Annotated in this window: 15 protein-coding genes; 9 read left to right on the top strand and 6 right to left on the bottom strand. The window is 54.5% G+C overall.

The window, feature by feature from the left end:
- Window positions 1-24: 24 nt before the first annotated feature.
- Window positions 25-894, top strand: a complete 870-nt coding sequence (gene robA / locus OGX93_RS13210) for an MDR efflux pump AcrAB transcriptional activator RobA (protein WP_012134174.1) — start codon at window positions 25-27, stop codon at window positions 892-894.
- Here robA and gpmB read toward each other — a convergent pair.
- On the bottom strand, window positions 891-1,538 hold the full coding sequence (gene gpmB, locus OGX93_RS13205; protein ID WP_012134175.1) for a 2,3-diphosphoglycerate-dependent phosphoglycerate mutase GpmB: 648 nt from the start codon (window positions 1,536-1,538) through the stop codon (window positions 891-893). The genes robA and gpmB overlap by 4 nt on opposite strands.
- Window positions 1,539-1,589: 51 nt before the next feature.
- Here gpmB and yjjX point away from each other — a divergent pair, with 51 nt between their 5' ends.
- Window positions 1,590-2,105, top strand: a complete 516-nt coding sequence (gene yjjX / locus OGX93_RS13200; RefSeq protein WP_012134176.1) for an inosine/xanthosine triphosphatase — start codon at window positions 1,590-1,592, stop codon at window positions 2,103-2,105.
- Window positions 2,106-2,198: 93 nt separating this feature from the next.
- Here the strand turns inward: yjjX and trpR are convergent, their stop codons facing one another.
- Window positions 2,199-2,528, bottom strand: coding sequence for a trp operon repressor (gene trpR / locus OGX93_RS13195; protein WP_024130726.1), 330 nt, complete (start codon window positions 2,526-2,528; stop codon window positions 2,199-2,201).
- A 90-nt stretch (window positions 2,529-2,618) separates the two neighbouring features.
- Window positions 2,619-4,556, bottom strand: a complete 1,938-nt coding sequence (gene sltY, locus OGX93_RS13190) for a murein transglycosylase (protein ID WP_275155237.1) — start codon at window positions 4,554-4,556, stop codon at window positions 2,619-2,621.
- Between the two features lie 214 nt (window positions 4,557-4,770).
- Between sltY and ettA the strand changes: the two genes are divergently transcribed.
- Complete coding sequence (ettA, locus tag OGX93_RS13185; protein ID WP_071257493.1) at window positions 4,771-6,438, top strand: energy-dependent translational throttle protein EttA; 1,668 nt, start codon at window positions 4,771-4,773, stop codon at window positions 6,436-6,438.
- Window positions 6,439-6,509: 71 nt separating this feature from the next.
- On the opposite strand, the gene nadR is transcribed toward ettA, so the two are convergent.
- The 3 genes from nadR to serB form a co-directional block, all read right to left on the bottom strand.
- On the bottom strand, window positions 6,510-7,742 hold the full coding sequence (gene nadR, locus OGX93_RS13180; protein ID WP_286487808.1) for a multifunctional transcriptional regulator/nicotinamide-nucleotide adenylyltransferase/ribosylnicotinamide kinase NadR: 1,233 nt from the start codon (window positions 7,740-7,742) through the stop codon (window positions 6,510-6,512).
- A gap of 138 nt (window positions 7,743-7,880) precedes the next feature.
- Window positions 7,881-9,263 carry a DNA repair protein RadA gene (radA, locus tag OGX93_RS13175; protein ID WP_024130728.1) on the bottom strand — a complete coding sequence of 461 codons (1,383 nt, stop codon included), beginning with the start codon at window positions 9,261-9,263 and terminating at the stop codon, window positions 7,881-7,883.
- Between the two features lie 97 nt (window positions 9,264-9,360).
- A complete protein-coding gene (gene serB / locus OGX93_RS13170; protein WP_047459052.1) occupies window positions 9,361-10,329 on the bottom strand; it encodes a phosphoserine phosphatase in 969 nt (322 codons plus the stop codon).
- A 117-nt stretch (window positions 10,330-10,446) separates the two neighbouring features.
- Here serB and OGX93_RS13165 point away from each other — a divergent pair, with 117 nt between their 5' ends.
- From OGX93_RS13165 to OGX93_RS13140, 6 genes are all read left to right on the top strand, one after another.
- A complete protein-coding gene (locus OGX93_RS13165; protein ID WP_286449876.1) occupies window positions 10,447-11,094 on the top strand; it encodes a YtjB family periplasmic protein in 648 nt (215 codons plus the stop codon).
- A gap of 54 nt (window positions 11,095-11,148) precedes the next feature.
- Window positions 11,149-12,165: a lipoate--protein ligase gene (gene lplA, locus OGX93_RS13160; RefSeq protein WP_012134186.1), complete on the top strand. Its 1,017-nt coding sequence runs from the start codon at window positions 11,149-11,151 to the stop codon at window positions 12,163-12,165.
- A 398-nt stretch (window positions 12,166-12,563) separates the two neighbouring features.
- Complete coding sequence (locus OGX93_RS13155) at window positions 12,564-13,262, top strand: DUF1120 domain-containing protein (RefSeq protein ID WP_286449877.1); 699 nt, start codon at window positions 12,564-12,566, stop codon at window positions 13,260-13,262.
- 82 nt (window positions 13,263-13,344) lie between these two features.
- Window positions 13,345-14,055 (top strand): fimbria/pilus chaperone family protein, encoded by a 711-nt coding sequence (locus tag OGX93_RS13150; protein ID WP_233619317.1) that lies wholly within the window; start codon window positions 13,345-13,347, stop codon window positions 14,053-14,055.
- A gap of 31 nt (window positions 14,056-14,086) precedes the next feature.
- Window positions 14,087-16,507: a fimbrial biogenesis outer membrane usher protein gene (locus OGX93_RS13145; RefSeq protein WP_286449879.1), complete on the top strand. Its 2,421-nt coding sequence runs from the start codon at window positions 14,087-14,089 to the stop codon at window positions 16,505-16,507.
- Complete coding sequence (locus OGX93_RS13140) at window positions 16,504-17,070, top strand: DUF1120 domain-containing protein (RefSeq protein ID WP_115609648.1); 567 nt, start codon at window positions 16,504-16,506, stop codon at window positions 17,068-17,070. Before OGX93_RS13145 ends, OGX93_RS13140 begins: the two co-directional genes overlap by 4 nt.
- Window positions 17,071-17,114: the final 44 nt, after the last annotated feature.

Below are 17,114 nucleotides of genomic sequence, written 5' to 3'. Positions count from 1 at the left end.
TTGTGGAAAGGATGAGGATATTTTATGGATCAGGCTGGCATTATTCGCGACCTCTTAACCTGGCTGGAAGGCCATCTGGATCAGCCTCTGTCGCTTGACAATGTGGCGGCAAAAGCAGGTTATTCCAAGTGGCACCTGCAAAGAATGTTTAAGGACGTGACGGGCCATGCTATTGGCGCTTACATCCGCGCTCGCCGCTTATCTAAATCCGCCGTGGCCCTGCGCCTGACGGCGCGTCCGATTCTGGATATCGCGTTGCAGTACCGCTTCGATTCTCAGCAAACCTTTACCCGCGCGTTTAAAAAGCAGTTCTCTCAGACGCCGGCGTTATATCGCCGTTCTCCAGAATGGAGCGCCTTTGGCATTCGTCCGCCGATGCGTCTGGGTGAGTTCGCCATGCCTGAGCATCAGTTTGTCACCCTGGAAGATACGCAACTGCTCGGCACCACCCAGAGCTATTCCTGTTCGCTGGAGCAAATCTCCGATTTTCGACACGAAATGCGCGTACAGTTCTGGCAAGACTTTCTCAGCCAGGCGCCAACGATTCCTCCGCTGCTCTACGGCCTTAACGAAACGCGCCCCAGCCTGGAGAAAGATGACGAACAGGAGGTGTTCTACACCACCGCGCTACCGCAAGAACATGCCAACGGGTATGTGCCGTCAGCGCAGCCTGTTACCCTACAAGGCGGCGAATATGTGATGTTCACCTACGAAGGTTTAGGAACCGGGGTACAGGAGTTTATCCTGACGGTATACGGCACCTGTATGCCGATGCTGAACCTGACCCGCCGTAAAGGGCAGGATATAGAGCGATACTACCCGGCAGAAGATGCCAAAACAGGCGGTCGCCCTATTAACCTGCGTTGCGAATTCCTGATCCCCGTTCGCCGTTAACGCTGTAGCTCATCTAACGCAGGGGCATCGAGATGCGAGACGTCCCCTGCCGTTTCAACGACCCAACCAGGCGCCAGCCACAAACTTTCCTGATAATCGACGCGGGAAATAGAGCAGTTACGCAGACGTAACCGACGCTCCGCCCAGGCCGGTAATCCCAGAATGGTGCTGACCAGGCAACCCAGCGCGATACCGTGACTGACCAGCAGCGGGCGGCTGCCCTGCGGCAGTTCCAGACAGGACGCGAGAGCGGCATTGACGCGATCGCTCAGTTCCTGCATGGATTCGCCATCAGGAATGCGCCCGTCAACCGTGCCGTTCACTAACTGGCGACGCCAGTTCTCTTCTTCTTCGGTGAGGGTGTCGATGTGTCGTTTTTCCAGCACGCCCATGTCCAGCTCACGCAGGCGGGCGTCGAAAGTGATATCGCAACCGCATGCCTGGGCGATGATTTCAGCCGTGCGGCGGGTGCGACCGAGATCGCTACTGACGATATGGGTGATGCCGAGCGTTCTGGCGCGTTCTCCCACTTGCATAGCTTGTTGCTCACCTTTAGCGGTCAGCGGACTGTCAGACTGGCCTTGAATACGTCGCTCGGCGTTCCACTGCGTTTCACCGTGGCGAACAAGGTATACCTGTAACATGCTTTTTATCCGTTATACTGCGATGACATTCATTTCTGAGTAATTCTGATTATGCACCATGTTGTCTCAGCAACCACCAATCCCGCTAAAATTCAGGCAATTCTGCAAGCATTTAACGAGATTTTCGGTGAAGGATCCTGCCATATTGAGTCCGTCTCCGTCGAGAGCGGCGTGCCGGAACAACCTTTTGGAAGTCAGGAAACGCGCGCTGGCGCACGGAATCGGGTAGAAAATGCGCGCTGTCTGCGTCCTCAGGCCGATTTTTGGGTGGCTATCGAAGCGGGGATTGATGATGACAGTACGTTCAGTTGGGTGGTAATAGAGAATGCCGCCCAGCGAGGCGAGGCGCGCTCGGCAACGCTGCCGCTTCCTGCGGTTATCCTTGAAAAAGTTCGTCAGGGCGAAGCGCTCGGCCCGGTGATGTCGCAGTATACCGGTATTGATGAGATTGGCCGTAAAGAGGGGGCTATCGGAGTGTTTACCGCCGGAAAACTGACCCGCTCCAGCGTTTATCACCAGGCGGTGATTCTGGCGCTCAGTCCGTTTCATAATGCGGTGTATCGGTAGGGCTCGCGATCCACGCCGGATGGCGGCTTCGCCTTATCCGGCCTACGTTCACCGTTTCTGTAGGCCTGATAAGCGTAGCGCCATCAGGCGAAATTACCTTTCGCTCTTGAGCAACACCTGCTCCAGCCACTGGCGTAACTCTACCGGTGCGGATTTCAGGCTGTTGGAACCGCGCGTAATGGTGGCGATGCCCGCCCCCAGCTCATTTTTAAGCTCGCGCTGGCTCATTTCACCGCGTAACAACTCTTCAATGATACGCACGCGCGTTCCCAGCGCCTCACGCTCATCCGGCGTCAGCATCAAATTGAGTAAGGGAAGGTGCAGGTCTTCCGCACAAGCGTGCTTGAGCAGCTCAACAAAGCGTAACCACTCCTGGTGACGCTGTTCTGCCATCGCTGCTGAATAGGGTGATTGCTGAGTCATAGAATGTCGCCATCGTTGCAGGGGGAAACGTATCTGCCTCCCCCGATTGTACTCTTTAACGAGTACGATAGCATAACATAACCGATGCGATCAGTAACGGCGCTGCCATTCTGCGTCATTCATCAACGTTGGTTTATCGCCCATGAAGTAGCGATAGTAGGCATCATAAGCCAGCACGTTCTTCACGTAGCCCCGCGTTTCTGAGAACGGAATACTTTCAACAAACGCGACGGCGTCGATGCGCCCTGCGCTGTTGCCAAGCCAGGTACGAACGCGCCCCGGCCCGGCATTGTAAGCCGCTGAAGAGAAAATACGGTTATTACCAAACTGTTGATAAACGTATTGCAGGTAACTGGTGCCAATGTTGATGTTCGTCTCCGGGTCAAGCAGCTGGCTGGGGCTGCTGTAGCCCGGTATCGAGAACATTTTCACCGTATGCGTCGCCGTGCCCGGCATAACTTGCATCAGACCGCTGGCTCCTACCGGGGATTTCACTTTCGGATTCCAGGCGCTCTCCTGACGCGCAATCGCCATAGCGTAACTTTGCGAGATCGCTTTGCCGCCGGTGTAACGGGCGAAAAGATCCTTATACGCCAGCGGGAAACGCTCTTCCAGATGATCCCACAGTTTCCCTGCGATCGTCGCCTGCACGCTCAGATCCCACCAGTGGTTATTGAAGGCATAACGCGCCAGCTGCGCCTGCTCCGACTTCGTCCTGCTGGAGACCAGATTCGCCCACTCGCTGCGCGCCGTATTATCCAGGTTCCAGTACATCAGTTCGCGTACTCGCGCCATTTCCGCGCCCTGCGTAAGCGAAGCGTCCACTGCCGTCGGCGCTTTGTCGATCTTCAGCACATACGCTTCACCCAGCTTTTGCGCGGCGACCATCGGGTAGAAACCACGCTGTTGCATCAGCGCATGGAGGATCTCTTTTGCCTCTGCCTCACGCCCGCGTTCAAGCAACAAATCCGCCTGCCAGTAGCGCCATTCATCCTTCTCCTTCGCTTCCATCGGCAGTCGGGCAAGCCAGGTATTCAGCCCACGACGATCGCCGGTACCCAGCGCCATCCGCACGCGGCGTTCCACCAGCGTGGTGGATTGCGAACGCATAATCGCATCATCGCGCCACTTCGCCTGCGCATCGGTCACATCATTCCCCATCAGCCGCCAGGCGACGATATCGCGCAGTTCCTGAGTTTGCTCCTCATTAAGCTGCTGGGCCTGCACCAGTGACGGGATCATCAAACGCGCATTCTCTGCGTCCTGACGCGCCACGCTGGCAAAGGCCACTGCCGCCATCTGACGGGTAAAATCGGTCGCGCCGGTCGTACGCGCAAAAGTCATCACGCTATTGGGATCGTTCGCCAGCGCGATGATCGCCGAAGCAATGGTCTGGTACTGCGCAGGCATCTGCCCGGCCAGCACCGTTACCAGCCCCGTGTTGCCTGCTTTCATCGCCAGGCGGATGCGCTCCAGCCAGGCCAGCGGGTCCTGGGTGCCGGAAGCGCGCCAGACGCTGAACAGTTTGTCACAGGCGTTCGGCTGGCTTTTCCCGGTCAGCCAAAGCGCTTTCGCCCCCTGCCAGGCCTCTTCCGTCTGCCCGGTATTCCATTTCGCGTAGTAGTAATTACATTGCGCTTCGGTGGTGCCCGGCTTCTCGGGGCTGAACGCTAGCAGTCCACGCCAGTCTTCGCGACGCGCCAGCTCATTAACGAAACGCGATTGCAGCGTACGCGCAGGAGGAAGCGTAGGGTTGGCGCGCACAAACTGGGTGACGGTGACCGCAGGCTGGTTCATCAGATCGTCGGTGATCTGGCGATACTCAAGATAGGGATACAGCGGGTAATTCTTCAGGCCAGGCATCATCTGCTCAACGACATCCATCTGTCGGTTATCCCAGGCCTGTTTGATTTGCGCATAGCGATTGCGCTGCTCATCCAGAGAATCCGCTCGCGCCGCCTGACTTACCGTCAGCAGACATACGCTGGCGGCGATAAGACGCCAGGTAAATGGTTTGGCTTTGTCCACAAGCTCTTCCTCTTGTCGTGATACATCAATGCAGCATCATGCCGCGTAATGAATTTATGCTAACCAGACATTGCTAAATGCGCCATGTTACGGACACTTTTTTACTTTTATTGCGAGTGAGAGTTGCTGGCTGGGATTAGCCCGGGAAAAAGGCTACACTTCGCCTTTGAAAATTATTCTTCATCACGATAAACCTATAGAGGCGAAGTCCAACGTGGCTCAATTCGTTTATACCATGCATCGTGTCGGCAAAGTGGTTCCGCCGAAACGTCATATTTTGAAAAACATCTCGCTGAGCTTCTTCCCTGGGGCGAAAATCGGCGTACTGGGTCTGAACGGCGCCGGTAAGTCTACCCTGCTGCGCATTATGGCTGGCATCGATACAGATATTGAGGGCGAAGCTCGCCCACAGCCAGGCATCAAAATTGGCTACCTGCCGCAGGAACCTCAGCTCACCCCTGAACATACCGTTCGCGAATCGATCGAAGAGGCGGTGGCCGAAGTGGTCGGCGCCCTGAAACGTCTGGATGAAGTGTACGCGCTGTACGCCGATCCAGATGCGGACTTTGACAAGCTGGCCGCCGAACAGGGCAAGCTGGAAGAGATCATCCAGGCGCATGACGGCCACAACCTGAACGTACAGCTGGAGCGCGCCGCTGACGCCCTGCGTCTGCCGGACTGGGATGCCAAAATCGCGAATCTTTCCGGTGGTGAGCGCCGCCGCGTCGCGCTGTGCCGTCTGCTGCTGGAAAAACCGGACATGCTGCTGCTCGACGAACCGACCAACCACCTGGATGCGGAATCCGTCGCGTGGCTGGAACGCTTCCTGCACGACTTCGAAGGCACCGTTGTGGCGATTACCCACGACCGTTACTTCCTCGACAACGTGGCAGGCTGGATCCTCGAACTTGACCGTGGCGAAGGAATTCCGTGGGAAGGCAACTACTCCTCCTGGCTGGAACAGAAAGATCAGCGTCTGGCGCAGGAAGCCTCTCAGGAAGCGGCCCGCCGTAAATCCATTGAGAAAGAGCTGGAGTGGGTGCGTCAGGGTGCTAAAGGCCGTCAGTCTAAAGGCAAAGCCCGTCTGGCGCGCTTTGAAGAGCTGAACAGCACCGAATACCAGAAACGTAACGAAACCAACGAACTGTTTATTCCACCTGGACCACGTCTGGGCGACAAGGTCGTTGAAGTCAGCAACCTGCGTAAATCCTACGGCGATCGCCTGCTGATCGACGATCTCAGCTTCTCAGTACCGAAAGGCGCGATTGTCGGCATCATCGGTCCGAACGGCGCGGGTAAATCCACCCTGTTCCGCATGATGTCCGGTCAGGAACAGCCGGATAGCGGCACCATCACGCTGGGGGAAACCGTAAAACTGGCTTCCGTTGACCAGTTCCGTGACGCGATGGATAACAGCAAAACCGTGTGGGAAGAAGTTTCCGGCGGGCTGGATATCATGAAGATCGGCAACACCGAAATGCCAAGCCGCGCCTATGTGGGTCGCTTTAACTTCAAAGGCGTCGATCAAGGTAAACGCGTGGGCGAACTGTCCGGCGGTGAGCGCGGTCGTCTGCATCTGGCGAAGCTGTTGCAGGTTGGCGGCAATATGCTGCTGCTCGATGAACCGACCAACGACCTGGATATTGAAACCCTGCGCGCGCTGGAAAACGCCCTGCTGGAGTTCCCAGGCTGTGCAATGGTTATCTCGCACGACCGTTGGTTCCTCGACCGTATCGCCACGCACATTCTGGATTACCAGGATGAAGGCAAGGTGGAGTTCTTCGAAGGTAACTTTACCGAGTACGAAGAGTACAAGAAACGCACGCTGGGCGCCGACGCGCTGGAGCCGAAGCGTATCAAGTACAAACGTATCGCTAAGTAATGTATCAGATGCCGGATGGCGCTACGCTTATCCGGCCTACACCTTGTAGGCCGCCATCCGGCGCTTCAGGCTTAACCCTGCTCGCCCATCATCTCTTTCACTAACTCCACGCAGCGCAAAAATCGACCATCGTAATCGGCCTCTTCTACGTGGACGAAATTGATGTTGTTCTCCCGCAGCATATCCACCAGCAGATTCTGGAACTCTTTACGATCCACCGAACTGCCCAGACTCCGTAACCCATCCGCGATCCAGGGCGTATTGTTCTCCAGCAGGCTCACCAGATCAAAGCAGTATTCATCGATCAACGCCTGTACAAACGGATGCTCGCGCCCTTCGTATTTTTTACAAAAGGCCTGCGTGGTAACGAAATCGGTATCGATAAAGGCCACTTTATTGGCGTATTTCACCGCAAAATCAATATATTGCGCATGGCCCAGCGCGATCTTATCGTAATCAGAATACTGTAACGCCATCTCGTCACCGCCCAGATGCGAGAAGACATAGTCGCGCCCGTACTCCCACGCGCTGGTGGTATTAAAAATATTGGCGAGCTTGTTCACCAGCGTGGATTTCCCGCTCGACTCCCCGCCTAATATTGCCACGGTGCGCACGAAAAAGGGCTTCACTTCCGTCGGAATGTATTCCCAGTAGCGGAACGGGTTTTCACGGATCTGCGCCCCGCTGATACTCATAAAGGTTCGTTTCGGATCGACCAGCACCGTTTCAATAGCCAGGTGTTCGAGATACTGCGGCGCATCGGCTTCCTCGGACGTGTAGATCCAGTTGGGCTGAATCCCCTTCTCTTCCATAAAGGCTTTGATCCCGTTGCTCCACACATCCCAGCCGTGCGGGTACGGCTCCATCCCTTCCTCATTGAAGGCATGAATACGAATATTCTTCTGATATTTAAAGGTCTGTAGTAGCCAACGCAGACGATCCGACACGGTAGGCTGTTGCGACATGGCGCTGTCTTCAAACAGTTCGCGGTCACGGGTATCGTCATAACCCATAATGATATGCAGTTCATCCACCTGGCTACAGGCGCGCTGAATCAAATAGATATGCCCGGTATGCAGGGGGTAGAACTTGCCAAACACCACGCCGATGTTTTTCCGCTGCCGGGGAAACTCCAGCCCCAAAAAACGATGCAGCGCCTCCAGCTTTTGCGCACTGGGGCTTTTAATCTTCGCGTTCAGAAGTTGGCTCAAATACCCTTTGGTCATGCCGCTGGCATCCGCCACCTGTTGCAGGGTACACCCCTTTTGCTTGATCGCGGTTTTGAGATAGTCGAACGATGACACAAGAGCCTCCTGCTAAAAAACGCGTAACAATGCCTGATGGCGCTTCGCTTATCAGGCCTACAACATCAATCCGTAGGCCGGATAAGACGCACTGCGTCGCTATCCGGCAAATTATACAACATCAGTACATACAGATGATTATAAGTCGTCAAACACACTTAACGCATCCGCAAGCTTTTTAACGCCAAAAACCTGCATCCCTTCCGGCGGCTTTTTCGGCACGTTGGCAGCCGGTACGATAGCGCGGCGGAAACCGTGTTTAGCCGCTTCAGAAATACGTTCCTGACCGCTGGGCACCGGGCGAATTTCCCCCGCCAGCCCCACTTCGCCAAACACCACCAGATCCTGCGGCAGCGGCCTGTCGCGCAGGCTGGAGACCATCGCCAGCAATAGCGCGAGATCCGCGCTGGTCTCCGTGACCTTCACGCCGCCCACGACATTGACGAATACATCCTGATCGGCCATCTGCAATCCGCCATGACGGTGCAGCACCGCCAGCAGAATCGCCAGACGGTTTTGTTCCAGGCCGACCGCCACACGACGCGGATTCGCCATCATCGAGTGATCGACCAGCGCCTGAATCTCTACCAGCAGCGGGCGCGTCCCTTCCCACACCACCATGACCGAACTGCCGGAAGTCACCTCATCGCCACGGCTTAAGAAAATTGCGGACGGGTTGCTGACTTCACGCAGCCCCTGCTCCGTCATCGCAAAAACGCCCAGCTCGTTTACCGCGCCAAAACGGTTTTTATGGCTACGCAGCGTGCGAAAGCGGGAGTCAGCGTCGCCATCCAATAGCACCGAGCAGTCAATGCAGTGCTCCAGCACCTTCGGGCCAGCCAGCGAGCCGTCTTTAGTCACATGACCAACCATCACGATAGCCACGCCGCGCGTTTTGGCAAAGCGCGTCAGATAAGCGGCCGTCTCACGCACCTGGGCCACGCTGCCCGGCGAGGACTGGATATCCGCCATATGCATCACCTGGATGGAGTCGATCACCATCAGCTTCGGTTGTTCTTCTTCCGCAATCAGGCAGATCTGTTCAATACTGGTTTCTGACAGCATATTCATGTTAGCCGTTGGCAATCCCAGCCGATGCGCGCGCATCGCTACCTGTTGCAGGGACTCTTCGCCCGTGACGTACAGGGTTTTCATCTGCTCGGCCAGTTTGCAAAGCGTTTGCAGCAGCAGCGTGGATTTCCCCGCACCGGGGTTGCCGCCAATCAGGATGGCGCTGCCGGGCACGACACCGCCGCCCAGCACACGGTCGAACTCTTTAAACCCGGTGGAAAAACGCGGCAGCTCCTCAAGGCTGATGTCAGACAATTTCTGCACCTTTGCCACGCCTGCGTTACCGGCATAGCCGCTGAGTCGCTCATTACGCGCCACCGTTGGCGACGCGGCAAGACGCACCTCGGTGATGGTGTTCCAGGCATGACAGGCGCTGCATTGCCCCTGCCAGCGCGGATAATCGGCCCCGCATTCATTACAAACAAAGGCGCGTTTTGGAGCTTTTGCCACGGTTTACCTCTTTATTTCATGCAGTTGCCGGATGGCGCTGGCGCTTATCCGGCCTACAATCACTTTCCCGTAGGCCCTGCGCCATCGGGCAATTCAATCATTTTTGATTCATACTGCCGGAGAGAATGCAGAACACCCCCATCAGGTCAGCGTGACGAATCGTGATTTCCGTCTTTTCATTCACTTTCGGTTTGGCGTGGTACGCAATCCCCAGCCCGGCCGCTTTAATCATCGGCAGATCGTTAGCGCCATCGCCAATCGCCACCGTCTGCGCCACGGGAATTTCATACTCCTGCGCCAGGCGGGTCAGCGTGTTAGCTTTGTACTGGGCATCGACGATATCGCCAATGACATTGCCGGTAAATTTTCCGTCGATGATCTCCAGCTCGTTCGCCACCACCGTGGTTAAACGCAGCTTTTCACGCAGGTATTCCGCAAAAAAGGTAAACCCGCCGGAGGCGATCGCCACTTTCCAGCCGAGCGTTTCCAGCTTCAGCACCAGTTGCGTCAGACCCGGCATCAACGGCAAATTCTCGCGCACCTGGCGCAGAATATCGGCATCCGCGCCTTTCAGCGTCGCCACACGGCTGCGTAAACTGGCGGTAAAATCCAGTTCGCCGCGCATCGCGCGTTCCGTGACTTCCGCAACCATTTCGCCCGTCCCGGCCAGCTTCGCGATTTCATCGATGCATTCAATCTGAATCGCCGTCGAATCCATATCCATAACCAGCAGGCCTGGCGTACGCAGATGCGGAATTTTGCCCAGCGGCGCGACGTCCAGCCCGGCACCGTGCGCCAGCTTCGTCGCGCGCGGCGTTAAGGAACCCGCCAGACGAATCACCTGATAATCTTCAACGCACCAGGCCGCCACGATCACCATCGCCGCGCCCAGCTTGCTCTGGTACTGCGTTAAGCGCTGCTTATCCAACCCGCGACCGTACAGCAGCCAGCCGCTACGGCCTGCGTGGTAATCCAGTGGCATCACCTCGTCACCACTTAATGAAAGAGGTAAACCAGGCCACAAAGAAACATCTTCAGGCAGATCGCACCAGGTAATGTTAGGCATTAAAGCTCCTGTAAAATCGTTCGGGTCGGGAATCATCCTGGGGAAAATAACGCATGAGGCTACCCTGTAACCATCGCTTCTGGCAACATTAAGCCTCAAATTTTCAGCAGGTGGAATATGGCTCGCGCAAAACTGAAATTCCGGCTTCATCGTGCAGTGATTGTATTGTTCTGTCTCGCACTGCTCGTCGGGCTGATGCAGGGGGCGTCCTGGTTCAGTCAAAACCATCAACGGCAGCGCAATCCGCAGCTCGGAGAACTGGCCCGCACGCTGGCGCGCCAGGTGACCTTAAATATCGCGCCGCTGATGCGCACCGAAACGCCGGATGAGAAGCGGATCGCCGTCGTACTCCGCCAGCTAACGGAAGAGAGCCGCATTCTGGATGCCGGTGTCTACGACGAGCAAGGCGATCTCATTACGCGCGCAGGCGAAAGCGTCAATGTGCGCGACAGGCTGGCGCTGGACGGTAAAAAAGCGGGCGGCTATTTTAATCAGCAGATTGTCGAACCTATTCAGGGTAAAAATGGCCCGCTGGGCTATCTGCGCCTGACGCTGGATACGCATACGCTGGCGACCGAAGCGAAACAGGTCGATAACACCACCAACATTTTACGCCTGATGCTGCTCCTGTCACTGGCAATTGGCGTGGTGCTCACGCGCACCTTGCTACAGGGCAAACGCACGCGCTGGCAGCAATCGCCTTTCCTGCTCACCGCCAGTAAATCCGTACCGGAAGAGGAAGAGAGCGAGAAGAAAGAACCATAGGATAGCCGCCGCTTTGTCGTTAATATAGTTGAGACCACGAAAAGGAATACTGCCATGACGACATTACGTCTGCTTATCTCTGACTCTTACGATCCCTGGTTCAACCTGGCGGTTGAAGAGTGTATTTTTCGCCAGATGCCCGCGACACAGCGCGTTTTGTTCCTGTGGCGCAACGCTGATACGGTCGTCATCGGCCGGGCGCAAAACCCGTGGAAAGAGTGCAACACCCGGCGCATGGAAGAAGACAATGTCCGGCTGGCGCGTCGCAGCAGCGGCGGCGGCGCGGTGTTCCACGATCTCGGCAATACCTGTTTTACATTTATGGCCGGGAAGCCGGAGTACGACAAAACGATCTCCACCGCGATAGTGCTCAATGCGCTGAACGCGCTGGGCGTTACCGCAGAGGCTTCCGGTCGTAACGATCTGGTGGTGAAAACGCCGGAAGGCGACCGCAAGGTTTCCGGCTCCGCCTATCGGGAAACCAAAGATCGCGGCTTCCACCACGGCACATTGCTGTTGAATGCCGATCTCAGCCGTCTGGCGAACTACCTCAATCCTGATAAGAAAAAATTACAGGCCAAAGGGATCGCTTCCGTACGCGGGCGCGTCGCCAATCTGGTCGAACTGCTGCCTGGTATTACCCATGAACACATCTGCGACGCCATTACCGAGGCGTTCTTCAGCCACTACGGCGAACGCGTGGAAGCCGAAATAATCTCTCCAGATAAAACGCCGGATCTGCCCAATTTTGCCGAAACGTTTGCTCGCCAGAGCAGTTGGGAATGGAACTTCGGCCAGGCGCCAGCTTTTACGCATCTTCTGGACGAACGCTTTATCTGGGGCGGCGTTGAACTGCACTTCGACGTTGAAAAAGGGCACATCACGCGCACTCAGGTTTTTACCGACAGCCTTAATCCTGCGCCGCTGGAAGCGCTGGCGGGCCGTTTACAGGGGTGTCTGTACCGTGCGGATATGCTGCAACAGGAGTGTGATGCGCTGTTAGTCGATTTTCCAGAGCAGGAAAAAGAGCTACGGGAATTGTCGGCGTGGATTGCGCGGGCGGTGCGTTAACCTTCTCCAGGACGTGCCCGTTTCCCCTTAACAAGGGCGGCACGTTACTTTCTCAATAACCATCAGCAATGCATTAAAAGCCTGCCGATTAACGCTCAGGCTGGCATATTATTTATCAATAATATTCACCGCGTGAATATATAAACATACACTCTCGCCATATTCCAACCGCATACAAAATAGCAGCAACTCTAAAACAAAAAATAACAAAGATCACCAGAAATCAGTTTTAAATAAAACTAAAACCACTGTCTGCTGTGTCCAGATAATATATTACTTCTGAAATATAACTCTATCCCAACCATATTCCATAGCTATCTGGTTGATATAAAACGTATTCAGAAGGCAAGTAACATGCCTTTTCGTACCATCACACAATTCAAGTTAAGGATCAACAAATGAAAAAAGCACTTCTTGCCACCGCAATCGCGGCACTGACCATGTCTAACGCATGGGCGGCCGACGGCGCCACCACTGAACTGCGCGTAACGGGGAAACTGCTGGTCGGTGGCTGTACCGCGACAGTCAACGGCGGCAACGCACTTGACTTCGGCTCGCATCTGATCAGCGACCTTAGTTCAACGGCCGTCAACGATATCGCCACGAAAGACACCGATCTGGTCATCGAGTGCCCCAGCGCCACGAAAGTAGGCTGGACGCTGACCGATAACAAAGCGGATAGCAACGCAGAGATCTGGATAACCGGCATCATTAAAGGTAAAGGAGTCTCATTCGGCGTAGGTAAAACAGCAGGCAATGTCAACATTGGCTCCTATGCCGTATCCATCGATTCTGCCAAGGCAGCAAACGCGCAAGCCGTCAATGGCGAAGACACCTTTGACGTTGACTATATTATAGGCGCCGCCGCAAGTATGGGTTCGTGGGCTAAGGCGACAACGGCAACTTCTTTTCGGAACCAGGAAGGGACGCAGGATATCATCACCGTCGGCGCCAAAGGCACGCTGGAACCAGCAGCCTATAGCAATGCAACTTATCCGCTTAAGGTTTCTCTGGCTGTAGATAATACCACCAAACTGGCCATTAGCGATGATACCGATATTTCAGGTTCCGCCACCATTACCCTGAGATATATCTAATCACATCGTTATTAATCATATCTGTACAACAACTCCCTACATGGATGGGTGGGGAGTTTTTCCAATAGAAGGAATTACAATAATGTCTGACAAATCTTGTACCGTTAAAGCGTATATATTTGCCGCCACGCTTCTCTGTTTACCTTTATCTCAGGCTTATGCGGCAGGAATGGTTCCCGCCTCCACGCTACTGGTTATTGAAGAAAGCCATAATGGCGGAACGATAAATGTCAAAAACAGCGATACGATTCCGATGTTGCTGTACACCACAATAGAAGATGTAAAAGATGACAGTGGCATCACCGTCAACGTCACACAGCCCGTCGTACGCGTGGAACCCGGTCAGGAACAGCAGGTCCGCTTTATTATGGAAAGCAGCGCCCCGCTAACCAAAGAGCACTATAAACGCGTCACCTTTGAAGGCATCCCGCCATCAGGCGTGTCTAAAGGCGCAATGAAAGTTAACTTCAATCTGCGTCAGGATCTGCCGGTATTAATTCGCCCCAAAAATTTACCGGTCGTCACCGATGCGTGGAAACTGCTGAAATGGTCCGGCTCCGGGCAGCATATTAAAGTCAGCAACCCTTCCGCCTATGTGGTGCGCCTGGCGCAACAGGTGATTTTTTTACCTTCGCAAACGGCCGGGGAAATTGCAAAAACCTATATTTTACCCGGAGAAGTTCTGGATGTAACCGTCAAGAAATCCATCATTTCCGATCAATCTGTACGCTTCTTCCCGGCCAGCCGCTACGGCATCGACATACCCAATTTCACTGCGCCGTTAACACCATAATCAATAAAAAACGGGGACAAAGTAAGTGTATATGAAAGGAATCAACCTGCTGTCTCGCCATATTCAGATCGCGTTATATTCATGTACGTTATTAACCTCAACGGCGTTAGCCCGTGAGGTAACGTTCAGTACCGATATACTCAATACGCGCGGCATCAGTAAAAATATCGCAAATTACTTCGCAGAAGAGCCGCGTTTTTTGCCCGGTGTACATAGCGTTCTAATCAACGTAAACGGGTCAGAAAAAGGTTCGCTGGGCGCCAAATTTGACGAACAAGGGCAACTCTGCGTAGATGACGATTTTCTGACAGCGATCGGGCTACGTCCTCTGGGGATTTCCCTGCAAGAACACTGTCATGACCTGCAAAAAGATTATCCCTCCGCCGTCATAAAGTCCCTTCCCGGTAAGGAGATGCTGGAGTTAACTGTTCCGCCCGACGCACTGGAAAATAGCGCGTCCCGGGAGAAAAACTATAGCCACGGCGGCAGCGCCGGGCTGCTCAACTACAGCCTGTTTTCCACGCGAAATGAATACAACGGCGGCGACAGCCATAACTACACGCAGGGCGATATAGAAGCGGGCGCCAATCTGGCCAACTGGGCATTGCGCAGCCGCTATTTTCTGCTGGACTCTGACGGCGATCGCAGCGCTAAAAATTTATTCACTTATGGCGAACACGTTTTTGAAGCGCAACAGATGCGTGTCCAGGTTGGGCAAATCAGCTCCAGATCGGCGCTGTTTTCTGGAACATCCCTCAGCGGCATTCAGTTACTCCCCGAGTCCAGCATGACCTCTGATAATTCAGGCGTCACCGTGACGGGGATTGCCCGCACGAACCAGGCGCGAGTAGAAGTCCGCCAGGCGGGGCAGCTTGTTTATTCCACGCTGGTAAACGCGGGGGCATTCAGGCTGGACAATGTCCCCATCCTGTTAAATAACGCCGATCTTCAGGTCAGCATCGTCGAAACCGACAACGTCACAACCAGTTTCATCGTACCTGCCTCCTCAATCAACCTGAACGGCCTTCCGCGACCACAAGGGCTTATGATGTCAGTAGGCCAGGTGCGCAACGTCGACAGCGATTACAGCGACCCCTGGGTATATAACATTTCAGACGGCTGGCGCCTTACCCCACAAACAAGTTTGCTGGCGGCGGGGGTTCTTGCCGAGGATTATCAGGCAAGCGGTGCAATGCTGGAGTGGAGTTCAAACGAGAAATGGCAAGTATTTGCCAGTCTGCTGGGCAGTCGCGAATCCTTCGGCGATACGCGCAGCGGTATAAAGGCGGAAATTCAAAACCAGCTGACACTTCCCGGCCATGTTTCTGTTGGGGTCAGCACCGCACGTTATTCTGACGACTATCGTGAGTTGTCCGAGGCGATGGACGACGACAGCGCAAGCTATCAAAGCAGCTATAGCGCCAATGTAAACTGGAGCGGCAGAACAGCAGGAACCTTCTCGTTAGCCTATAGCTATAATCAGGCCACGGATGATTATGAAGACTCCAGTTACGTGAGTCTTTCATGGGGAAAAACATTTAAATACGCGTCAATAAACGTGAACTGGCAGCACTCTGTTAGCAACGATAACGATAATGACGACATCAACGATGACAGCTATGACGATGATGTGTTTTACATCAACCTCAACATTCCTTTCCAGTCGCAGTCGATTAACGCATATATGCGCAATCAGGGCGACCGAACGACATATGGCTTACGCAGCAGTGGCCCTCTCAGCGACAATACCAGCTACTCCGTTTCGGCGGATCGCGATATCGGAAACGATCTCAACACCCTCAACGGCAACATCAACAGCAACCTGCACTACACGCAGATGAGCTTTGGCGCAACAACCAACAATGACGATCAGCGTACCTACAGCGCAATGCTGTCGGGCGGCATTGCCCTGCATCGCCAGGGGGTAACCTTCTCCCCCTATACCATTAAAGATACCTTTGGTATTGCCCACCTGAGCGAACCGGAAAGCGGCATCGAAATCGCAACGCCGCAAGGCCCGGTTTGGACAGATTTCTGGGGGCAGGCCGTGGTGCCTGGACTGACGGAGTGGCGTAAGTCACGTATTGAGGTGAATGCAAATACGCTGCCCCAAAATATGGATCTGGCTAACGGAACAAAGCTACTGGTGCCCGCTCATGCCACCGTCAGCGACCTGGATTTTAACGTGCTAAACACCCGTCGCGTCATGCTGAAGATAAAACAGCAGGATGGATCCTGGCTTCCTAAAGGCACGTCTGTTGTTGATGAAAAAGGAAACTACCTGGTCAGCGCAGTGGACAGCGGCCGCGTCTTTATTAGCAATATTGACGAAACGCCAACGCTCTATAGCGTTGATGACAATATGAACCGTATCTGCAAAATCACTTACACATTAAGCAATGTGCAGAATAAAGAGGCGTTTTACGAAACGGCGGAGGGTATTTGCCAATGAAGTCATACGGAAAGTGGATCATTGCAGTATGTACGTTAGCAGCGCTGGGATCACGCATGGCATGGGCAGATGAGAACTGCCAGGTATCGCTCTCTCGCGCTACCGTGGCCTTTCCCCCGATGCAGCGAAATGACAACGTCGGCTCACAGCAAAACTGGTTTAAAATGCCCTCGCGCGATATCAATGTCAGCATCTATTGCCCGCAACCACAGGTGATGGCGCTATTTGTACATGGCGCCGCAGGCCCACAAGGGCGATTTCTTTTCGGTAACGGCGGGGGGCTGGCGTTGAAAGCCAGCCAAATGATACTGGATGGCCGCAGCTATATGATCGGGAAAACAACCGATCGCAATGAGTTCATTCCCGCAGACGGCCATGCCGATACACAGCTGCTGCACAATAACGAAGCCATTATCGCTATCGAGAACAATGAAGCCGCGCGCGGGCAGCAGTTGAACTTTACGTTAACGCTAACGCCAGTGCTGAACGAAAAGCAGTTCCGTAACGTCAGCGACAATACTGAGATGGAGAGTAATTTAAGCTGGGAGTTGCTAACGCATTAATCGCCAAAGGGCGGTAAATAAACAGGCAGGAAAAAGGGGCAAAC

Source organism: Citrobacter sp. CK195, assembly GCF_030333365.1.
Lineage (GTDB): Bacteria > Pseudomonadota > Gammaproteobacteria > Enterobacterales > Enterobacteriaceae > Citrobacter_B > Citrobacter_B koseri.
The sequence above is the reverse complement of the archived record's forward strand: the minus strand, read 5'-3'. Positions and strand labels throughout refer to the sequence as shown.

Excerpts from the sequence above, each read along its gene's own strand:
- robA (WP_012134174.1), top strand. The coding sequence starts at position 25 with ATGGATCAGGCTGGCATTATTCGCGACCTCTTAACCTGGCTGGAAGGC.
- gpmB (WP_012134175.1), bottom strand. The coding sequence starts at position 1,538 with ATGTTACAGGTATACCTTGTTCGCCACGGTGAAACGCAGTGGAACGCC.
- yjjX (WP_012134176.1), top strand. The coding sequence starts at position 1,590 with ATGCACCATGTTGTCTCAGCAACCACCAATCCCGCTAAAATTCAGGCA.
- trpR (WP_024130726.1), bottom strand. The coding sequence starts at position 2,528 with ATGACTCAGCAATCACCCTATTCAGCAGCGATGGCAGAACAGCGTCAC.
- serB (WP_047459052.1), bottom strand. The coding sequence starts at position 10,329 with ATGCCTAACATTACCTGGTGCGATCTGCCTGAAGATGTTTCTTTGTGG.
- OGX93_RS13165 (WP_286449876.1), top strand. The coding sequence starts at position 10,447 with ATGGCTCGCGCAAAACTGAAATTCCGGCTTCATCGTGCAGTGATTGTA.
- lplA (WP_012134186.1), top strand. The coding sequence starts at position 11,149 with ATGACGACATTACGTCTGCTTATCTCTGACTCTTACGATCCCTGGTTC.
- OGX93_RS13155 (WP_286449877.1), top strand. The coding sequence starts at position 12,564 with ATGAAAAAAGCACTTCTTGCCACCGCAATCGCGGCACTGACCATGTCT.
- OGX93_RS13150 (WP_233619317.1), top strand. The coding sequence starts at position 13,345 with ATGTCTGACAAATCTTGTACCGTTAAAGCGTATATATTTGCCGCCACG.
- OGX93_RS13145 (WP_286449879.1), top strand. The coding sequence starts at position 14,087 with ATGAAAGGAATCAACCTGCTGTCTCGCCATATTCAGATCGCGTTATAT.
- OGX93_RS13140 (WP_115609648.1), top strand. The coding sequence starts at position 16,504 with ATGAAGTCATACGGAAAGTGGATCATTGCAGTATGTACGTTAGCAGCG.